Here is an 8,350-nt window from a genome sequence, read left to right as displayed (position 1 = left end):
CTGTTGCTCCTGTCGCTCCTGTTGGACCTGTTACTCCCGTTGAACCTGTCGCTCCCGTTGAACCTGTTACTCCCGTTATTCCTGTTGCTCCCGTTGGACCTGTTGCTCCCGTTATTCCTGTTGATCCCGTTGGACCTGTTACTCCCGTTATTCCTGTTGATCCCGTTGGACCTGTTGCTCCCGTTATTCCTGTTGATCCCGTTGGACCTGTCGCTCCCGTTATTCCTGTTGATCCCGTTGGACCTGTCGCTCCCGTTATTCCTGTTGATCCTGTTGATCCCGTTATTCCTGTTGCTCCCGTTGGACCTGTTACTCCCGTTATTCCTGTTGATCCTGTTGGACCTGTTGCTCCTGTTATTCCTGTTGATCCCGTTATTCCCGTCGCTCCCGTTGGACCGGTCGCTCCTGTTATTCCGGTCGCTCCTGTTATTCCGGTCGCTCCTGTTACTCCCGTTGCCCCTGTTGGACCTATTGCTCCTGTTGAACCTGTTGCTCCTGTTGATCCCGTTATTCCCGTCGCTCCCGTTATTCCCGTCGCTCCCGTCGGACCTGTTGGGCCCAGCTTAGGAACTGTCCCATCACAACTAAAACAGCATGAATCAACATGTACACCATTTTGATTATTACACTCACAATACCCATTTATATTATTGCGCCATGAAGACATGTTGACCCCTTCCTTTACATTCGATCTTTTAAGTACAATCACCGATTTAGAAAACATCTATTTAAATAACAAAGAAATACTTTACCTAGTGGGGATAAACARAGAGTTAGTTCATACATTCTATTAATTATTACATGCAATTTGCTCTCCTTTTGCTTGTACTTTCGCCTTCTTGCTCAAACGAAATTCTTTTTCTCTATTCTGCATATACATATAAACTTCAATCCAATTGGTGTATTCATCGGCGGACTACTTGCAGTTAAAATTGTCCTTTTTTCATGGAAATTAGGATTTAGCTCAACAGCCCTTGCTTTAATAGAAATCGGTATTTCAGCTCTCGGCTCAACAATTATTCAACTCTTTATCGTTAGCGCAAACTTGAATGTTGCTGTACTTGGAGCACCTTATTTCTTATGGTTGGTGAGGAAGAGTTGGAAGAAAGTTAAAAAGGAGCTTCTTGGAAGTCTCCTTTTTTATTCATTCTTATAAGGTCAAAAGGAAACTATCTTTTTTTCACGAATTTAACCTATGAATATAACGAGGAGGGATAACTATGTATCAAACTATTGAAGGCTTCTTGCAATCATGGACATACGAAGCTGAGTCTACTCAAAAGATGCTCGATGCATTAACCGATGAATCTTTATCACAGGAAATTGCACCTGGGCACTGGACTTTAGGGAGAGTCGCTTGGCATATCGTTACAGCACTTCCTGTTATGCTATCAGGGACAGGACTTAAGTTTGAAGGAGAAACGAAAGATTATCCTGTACCAACTTCAGCTAAAACAATTGCAGATGGGTACCGTAAAGTGAATGTAGCTTTTGTTGAAGCGCTTCAAGGCGAATGGACGGATAAAGACTTAGCTACTATTAATGACTTTTTTGGTCGTCCTATGCCGAATTCTATATTTTTAATGACACTCATTAATCATCAAAATCACCACCGCGGACAAATGACGGTTTTAATGCGCCAAGCTGGCTTAACAGTCCCTGGCGTATATGGTCCTGCAAAAGAAGAATGGACTGCCGCTGGCATGGAAACTCCTAAAATGTAACAGAAAAAGACAAGGTGTTTACACATCTTGTCTTTTTCTGTAATTTGTTTCATGTGAAACTATTTTCTACTAAATGGTATTTTATGAGAAAATACGTTAAGATAAATTCATATTAATTGGAGGGAACTAAATTGAATACAAAAAACAAAAAAATAACAATAAGAACTCTCTTACTAACTTCTATCATTGGAGTTATCGGTGTATCTCTTTATTTCACAAGTTATGGTACCCCTTGGGGAAAACAAACAGCAATTGCTGAATCAAAAGAGTATATTACAAAATACTTTAATCTAGATGCAAAAGTCAAAAATACTTCTTACGATTCTAAAATAGATAGCTATGCAATCGCCTTTGAAATAATTGAAGATGGAGAGTTTACTATCGAATATAAAGGTCCTAATAACTTTAACATTTCTCCAGGAGTGCAAGAGTATTTAAGCAAACACTATAAATTTACAGAGTAGTAACGAAGCATACATATACAAAAAAGAGTTGGTATAACGCCAACTCTTTTTTACGTATTCTTGTCATACTGTTATATCTTCCTTCTCTATATTTTTAATTCCGTAATATGCAATCGCAACTCCAATCGCTGCAAATGTGAATTGAAGGGGGAGCAACGTCGCTATAGGAAATATTGGCTGGTTATTAAGTGCAATTGACACAACGATAAGAGATGAAACGATTGTAGTTGGTACCGAACGTTTACGCATTCCAAAATATAGAGGGATTAAACTCATTCCAGCAGTGGCAATGGCTAAAGGAACAAGGTTTATCCCTTCTTGAATCAATTGATCTACTGTGAATGAATTAGGAAGAATTGAAAAATAACTATCTATCCCAAAGAAAATTCCTACTACTAAAATGTTCGATAAAATAACTTCACATACCATCCAAGCTTAAACTTCCTCAATTCTAGCTTCATAAGACGTAGCATGATAGTCCTCCTTTTATTTAAATTTTAATCGATATAAATTCCTCCTGTTTTACTTAAAATCTTCACTTCGTTTTTTGCATCACCAATGGTTCCCGCTTTTATTTTTTCTGTATTTTTATCTTTCTTAAGTCCATCTAAATCCATCATTATGTCAGTCGAATGACTTTTAGCCGTAAGTTTCAATGAAGTCGGAGCACCTTTATACCGTACGCCAATGTCGCCTGATTTTGTTTCTATAAATAATGATTTTCCTTCTGTCATATCTTTCAATAATACTTCCCCAGATGTTGAAGTGATGTTCATATTTTCGTTTTTTATATTTTTCACATAATTATCGCCAGTAGTAGAAGTTATATTTACTTCTTGTAATGAACTATCTTTTAACATTAAATCTCCACTTTCGGATGTGAACTCACCCTTATCTGCCGATAGTCCTACAATCATTTCATCTCCAGACTTGCCTTTTGTCACGATACTTTTTACTACTATATCGCTTATTTTCACATCACCCGATTTATTATTTAATACAATTTTATCTATTTCTTTCTTCGGAACAGCTATAGATATGCTATTTTTCTTCCGAAACGTAAAACCATTAAAAAATTTGGTCGCCTTTTGTTTTTGCTTAATCACAACTTTATTACCGTCATTTTCTATTTTGACGGGATCTATCTCTTTATCTACTTGTTGACCTTGGGCGGAAACTACTATTTTATTAGAGTCTGTACTTTTAAATTCAATATCCCAGTTTTCATTGTCTACTTCTATTTCTTTTATATTATTTATCTCAAAAGACTTTTCTTTCTTAAAATCTTTCCCCTGAAACACCTTAAAACCAAAAACTACACTAGCAATTGTAATTGTAATAAGTAAAATTGCAATTACTATTATTTTTTTCACTATTCATACCCCAGTTCGTTGTTGTTTTAAGCTTGCTTCACGCCACATCAATCTTGTCGATTTTACGATATGAAAGATAACTAATAAAAATCCCTAATAAACAGAGCACTATTGGGATAGCGATAAAATTAAACATACTTACTTGACCGTTTCCAGAACCAAAGTTACTACTAATTAGCATCCCAATTATTACTGCAGAAGTAATTGTTGTCGGTGTCGATTTCTTTCTCATCCCAAAAAATAAAGGAATTAAACTTATACCAGATATCATAAATGCATTTATAAAAGTAGCTGGAACGATAGCTATTATTTCACCTATCGTAGCTGGCGTTTCAATCAGCCCCATCATTGGACTCACAAAATATACGAGTAAACTAATACTGAAAGTAGCGATAATCGTGCTCACAAAACAAAAACAAAAAACAATTGTTAATTTCGCCCTCATTAGCATTTTTCTTTGCAGTGGGTACATAAACAATAGTTGTATTGTTTTGTTCTTATACTCATCAATTATTAAACGTGATAAAATGACCGAACTAAAAATAATGAATGTTATCCTAATAACAGTGTTTATTAAAACCATTTGTTGCGTGAAGTCAGAGAATAGCCCATCTACCTCGTCTTTCGCTCCCAACGCCATGAGGTTTACTACGGTGAAAATTGCTATAATACAAATTGCTACACTTTTAAAATAACTAGATAATTGATGTTTCTTCCATTCAAGCTTCATTAATTTAAACATGTAAACCATGCCTCCATTCCTTGTATAACTGCCTCTACGCTACTAACATTCTAATTCCAGCAGTAACTACGCTTAACATTCCTATCACTAATAAAATTAAAATCCATTTCCGCTCAGGTTTTCTATAATATAAAATCCCACTTATGAACATTACGATCAATCCACTTACTATATTCACTAACAATCCATTAAGCATGAATGCCCTCTCCATCCATTACATTTAAGAAATACTCCTCTAAAGAACTATGTTTCTTATTAATACTTTCAATTTCTACATCGTTCATAATGAGTGCTTTTGAAATGGCTTGCTGCGTCGCCTTCAATTCATACACACGAATCATGTTTCCACTCATTATTTTGTAATTTTTTATAGCGAGTTTATCTTCTAAAATATAAGCTGCACGCTTCACATCAGGAACAGTGATTTCAATGTACTCTGTTTGTTTTCCGTTAATACTCTTCATCGAAACTTCTTTTATTAGTTTTCCATTTTGAATCACACCAATTGTATCTGCCATTTGTTCCATCTCACCTAAAATATGACTAGAGACTAATAACGTAATGCCATATTCTTTGCAGAGCATTTTAAATAAGTCTCGTAACTCTTTAATACCAATTGGATCTAAACCATTAATCGGTTCATCTAAAATGAGTAGTTCTGGCTTTGTCATGATCGCCCTTGCAATACCAAGTCGTTGCTTCATCCCTAATGAAAAATCTTTTACTTTTTTATCATCTATACCGTGCAGTTTCACTAAATTTAAAGCATGATCAATTGCGTTTTTATCGTAATACCCCATATATTCACAATGTAATTCTAAGTTTTCCTTCGCCGTTAATTTATCATAAAAGATTGGATATTCGATAATTGTCCCCATTCTTTTTAATACTTCATAAGATGTATCTGTTAACTTCTCACCGAAAATTTCAATATCACCGCTCGTCGGTTTTATTAAATTTGTAATCATTTTCATAATCGTTGTTTTACCCGCGCCGTTCGGTCCTAAAAAGCCGTAAATCTCTCCTTTTTTCACATGCATATTAACACTAGAAATAACTTCTTTCCCTTTAAACACTTTCGTTAACTGGTTCGTTTTTAATATATATGTCATGTCACTTTCCCCTTTCGCACTGCTCTATATTTCTATAATAGACAACGAAAATCTCTTTTTTCTTACCCGTTCCTTACAAATTCCTTACGTTCAAAAAAGCTTGTAGAATCTACTTCTCTACAAGCTAAAACWGCATCTTTGTTAATACAACTGTAAAAACCGTTTTTTCATACGGCTTACTAGAAAGATAAATTTCTCCATCCATCGCTTCCACAAGCCTTTTCGTAATCGTTAACCCTAGACCACTTCCTTGGTACAATCTATTTCTTGAATCTTCAAGTGTGTACATACGCTCAAACACTTTATCAATATGAGATTCATCAATTCCTTTTCCTTTATCCCATACGTCTATATACACACTCGTTTCATCATCTCTTAAAGTCATACCAAGTGTCTTTCCATCGTCCCCATATGTAATCGCATTTGATATTAAATTATTCAATACTCTGCCTAATACTTCTACATTTCCAAGTGCATATATATTTCTTTCTGCTATATCAATATGGACATGAAAACCTTTCGTCGTCACTAAATCATAAAAAGATAAAATCTTCTCGCGGCAAACTTCATTCATATTTACTTTTGTCATCTCGATTGCTTTGTCACCGGATTCTAATTTTGCTAAATCAAAAAACTTATGAATCAGTTCCATCACTTCTAGTGTTTTTACATGCACCTTTTCGAGTAATATTTGCTGCTCTTCCTCGTTTATCGTTTTATCCTTATTTAACATTTCGGTATATCCAAGAATAACTGTTAGTGGTGTTTTCAAATCATGCGAAATATTTGAAAGCATTTTTCTCATCGAAATTTCCACTTTCGCATGATCTGCATTCGTTTTCTGTTTTGCATCTAATAAATGATTAATCGCCACTAATAACTTTTGCAACTCTGTATCATCCGTCATAATTAATAGCTTCTCACCAGTTTGTTCTTTTACAATTCGATTTAACTTCTCATACGTGTAGCGTAAATTCCTACTACTATTTTTCCTAATTTTATATTGCACGTAAATAACGATAAGCAATATAATAATCACCACTGTTAAAAATACAACCATACTACATCACTTCCAACTTATAGCCGATGCCCCATAATGTTTTAATATATTCTGGATTAGATGGATCACTTTCAATTTTCTCACGTAATCTTCTCATATGAACATTAATAACATTATCATCACCATAATATTCTTCATTCCAAACAAGCGTATATATTTGTGCTTTCGTAAAAACACGATTTTGATTCTTCACGAATAGCTTTAAAATCTCAAATTCTTTTAAAGTAAGTTTAAGCTGTCTTCCCTTTTTCTCCACAGTAAAATTAATTGGGTCAATTATTAAATCACCAATCTGAATCGCCTCATCTTTTGATTCCACAGCTGAATACTTTGTAGACCTCCGAATACCCGCTTTTACACGTGCAGCTAGTTCAATCATAGAAAACGGCTTACAAATGTAATCATCTGCTCCAAGGCCTAATCCAACCGCTTTATCAACATCTGTATCTTTCGCTGACATCATTAAAATCGGAACTGCACTTTTTTCTCGAATGATTCGCACAACCTCTAAGCCATCTAACTTTGGCATCATAATATCGAGGATAATCAAATCAAATGAACCTTTTAAAAATGCGTTAACTCCTTCTTCTCCATCAGATGCGATTGTAACTTGAAAACCTTCTTTTACTAAATATGTTTCAACCATCTCTTGAATTGAGATGTCATCTTCAACTAATAAAATATGATGTGACATATTTCTATCCCCTTTTTTAACAAACATTAACAATTTAATTGTATCGTAACGAATGAATGCTGGAAAGAATTATATGAATTTTCAAACCAACTTCCCTTCCTTCCTTAACAATGATATGATGAAATTCACTACGATTGTTCATAATTAACTTTATATAAAGGAGACTTATCATGTCAGAAAACAAAAAAGTAAGCTTAGCTGATTTAATGCGCGAACAACTTGCGAAGAAAAAGCAAGGAAATGGAAACGGCTCAAATAATGGAAGTCAAAGTCAAGAAACKAAAAAATTACAAAACCAACAAACGAAGAAAACAAACAACCAACGTAGACGTACAGGTGTATAAATGAACGGGCAAAAACGATCTAACATTTCATCAGGTCTTGAAGTCGATATTGTATTAAAACAAGATCAACGTACAGGTAAGCTAACAAGAGGAATTGTAAAAGATATTTTAACGAACTCACCTTCACATCCGCACGGCATTAAAGTAAGATTGCAAGACGGACAGGTTGGCAGAGTACAAAATATTATTCAATAAGAAAAGGAGCTCATTTAAACTTGAGCTCCTTTTCTTATTTTCATTAACCTTTAATTTTTTCGATRAAAACTACTTTTAAATAGTCTCCCTCTTTAAATTGATCAATTGTACGGAAATCTTCTGGTAAAGAATGTTCTTCTAATATTTTATATTTACCGTTCATTTCTTTAAATGCTGTATCGATAAAGCCATTAAACTTTTTCATATCGAATGCGCTACAATTTGTAGAAGCAACGATAATACCGTTATTTTCTGTAATGGCAATTGTTTCTTTTAATAAGTTTTTATAATCTTTCGCCGCACTGAACGTATATTTTTTCGAGCGTGCAAAGCTTGGGGGATCAAGTACAACCATATCAAATTTCATCTTTTTCTTAGCTGCATATTTGAAATACAGAAATACATCTTCTACAATAATATCTTGTGCTTCATAATCAATTTCATTTACACTAAACTGCTCAATCGTTTTACTTAAACTACGATTTGCAAGGTCCACACTTGTTGTTTTACTYGCWCCGCCAAGCGCTGCAAATACAGAGAAAGCCCCAGTATAAGAGAACATATTTAAAACCGTTCTTCCTTTTGCATATTTATCACGAATTTGTTTTCGAACGTTACGCTGATCTAAAAACACACCAACCA

At 34.7% G+C, this 8,350-nt stretch carries 12 protein-coding genes and 2 pseudogenes; 5 read left to right on the top strand and 9 right to left on the bottom strand.

From position 1 onward, the window contains the following. Positions 1 to 667 (bottom strand): annotated as a pseudogene (locus AC1DJR_RS15470) (collagen-like protein); the annotation flags it as partial. A gap of 156 nt (positions 668 to 823) precedes the next feature. Here AC1DJR_RS15470 and AC1DJR_RS15465 point away from each other — a divergent pair. The 3 genes from AC1DJR_RS15465 to AC1DJR_RS15455 all read left to right on the top strand — a co-directional run bounded on the left by AC1DJR_RS15465 (position 824) and on the right by AC1DJR_RS15455 (position 2,188). After that, on the top strand, positions 824 to 1,156 hold the full coding sequence (locus AC1DJR_RS15465; protein WP_131246700.1) for a hypothetical protein: 333 nt from the start codon (positions 824 to 826) through the stop codon (positions 1,154 to 1,156). Positions 1,157 to 1,220: 64 nt separating this feature from the next. Further along, on the top strand, positions 1,221 to 1,724 hold the full coding sequence (locus AC1DJR_RS15460; RefSeq protein ID WP_060751135.1) for a DinB family protein: 504 nt from the start codon (positions 1,221 to 1,223) through the stop codon (positions 1,722 to 1,724). Positions 1,725 to 1,855: 131 nt separating this feature from the next. After that, positions 1,856 to 2,188, top strand: coding sequence for a YfjL-like protein (locus AC1DJR_RS15455; RefSeq protein WP_429688080.1), 333 nt, complete (start codon positions 1,856 to 1,858; stop codon positions 2,186 to 2,188). 63 nt (positions 2,189 to 2,251) lie between these two features. Here AC1DJR_RS15455 and AC1DJR_RS15450 read toward each other — a convergent pair. The 7 genes and pseudogenes from AC1DJR_RS15450 to AC1DJR_RS15420 all read right to left on the bottom strand — a co-directional run. After that, positions 2,252 to 2,605: pseudogene (locus AC1DJR_RS15450) on the bottom strand (ABC transporter permease); the annotation flags it as partial. A gap of 80 nt (positions 2,606 to 2,685) precedes the next feature. Then, positions 2,686 to 3,561, bottom strand: a complete 876-nt coding sequence (locus tag AC1DJR_RS15445) for a DUF4097 family beta strand repeat-containing protein (protein ID WP_429688078.1) — start codon at positions 3,559 to 3,561, stop codon at positions 2,686 to 2,688. Between the two features lie 37 nt (positions 3,562 to 3,598). Further along, positions 3,599 to 4,303, bottom strand: a complete 705-nt coding sequence (locus AC1DJR_RS15440; protein ID WP_002165013.1) for an ABC transporter permease — start codon at positions 4,301 to 4,303, stop codon at positions 3,599 to 3,601. Positions 4,304 to 4,337: 34 nt separating this feature from the next. Further along, positions 4,338 to 4,499 (bottom strand): hypothetical protein, encoded by a 162-nt coding sequence (locus AC1DJR_RS15435; RefSeq protein ID WP_002143307.1) that lies wholly within the window; start codon positions 4,497 to 4,499, stop codon positions 4,338 to 4,340. Continuing rightward, complete coding sequence (locus tag AC1DJR_RS15430; protein WP_016120864.1) at positions 4,492 to 5,415, bottom strand: ABC transporter ATP-binding protein; 924 nt, start codon at positions 5,413 to 5,415, stop codon at positions 4,492 to 4,494. The genes AC1DJR_RS15435 and AC1DJR_RS15430 overlap by 8 nt, the downstream gene beginning before the upstream one ends. A gap of 124 nt (positions 5,416 to 5,539) precedes the next feature. Next, positions 5,540 to 6,475: a HAMP domain-containing histidine kinase gene (locus AC1DJR_RS15425; protein ID WP_477002954.1), complete on the bottom strand. Its 936-nt coding sequence runs from the start codon at positions 6,473 to 6,475 to the stop codon at positions 5,540 to 5,542. A 1-nt stretch (position 6,476) separates the two neighbouring features. Then, the gene (locus AC1DJR_RS15420; RefSeq protein WP_002088884.1) at positions 6,477 to 7,169 is read right to left on the bottom strand and encodes a response regulator transcription factor; all 693 of its coding nucleotides are present in this window, start codon (positions 7,167 to 7,169) and stop codon (positions 6,477 to 6,479) included. Between the two features lie 170 nt (positions 7,170 to 7,339). On the opposite strand from AC1DJR_RS15420, the gene AC1DJR_RS15415 reads away from it, so the two are divergent. After that, positions 7,340 to 7,513: a hypothetical protein gene (locus AC1DJR_RS15415; protein WP_002015431.1), complete on the top strand. Its 174-nt coding sequence runs from the start codon at positions 7,340 to 7,342 to the stop codon at positions 7,511 to 7,513. After that, positions 7,514 to 7,708 (top strand): YwbE family protein, encoded by a 195-nt coding sequence (locus AC1DJR_RS15410; RefSeq protein WP_001014315.1) that lies wholly within the window; start codon positions 7,514 to 7,516, stop codon positions 7,706 to 7,708. It abuts the gene before it with no gap. 43 nt (positions 7,709 to 7,751) lie between these two features. Here AC1DJR_RS15410 and AC1DJR_RS15405 read toward each other — a convergent pair. Then, on the bottom strand, positions 7,752 to 8,350 hold a 599-nt coding region (locus AC1DJR_RS15405; RefSeq protein WP_477002953.1), incomplete at its 5' end, for a class I SAM-dependent methyltransferase.

This window comes from Bacillus sp. 05T31, assembly GCF_056396725.1.
This window is presented reverse-complemented; position numbering and strand designations above follow the sequence as displayed.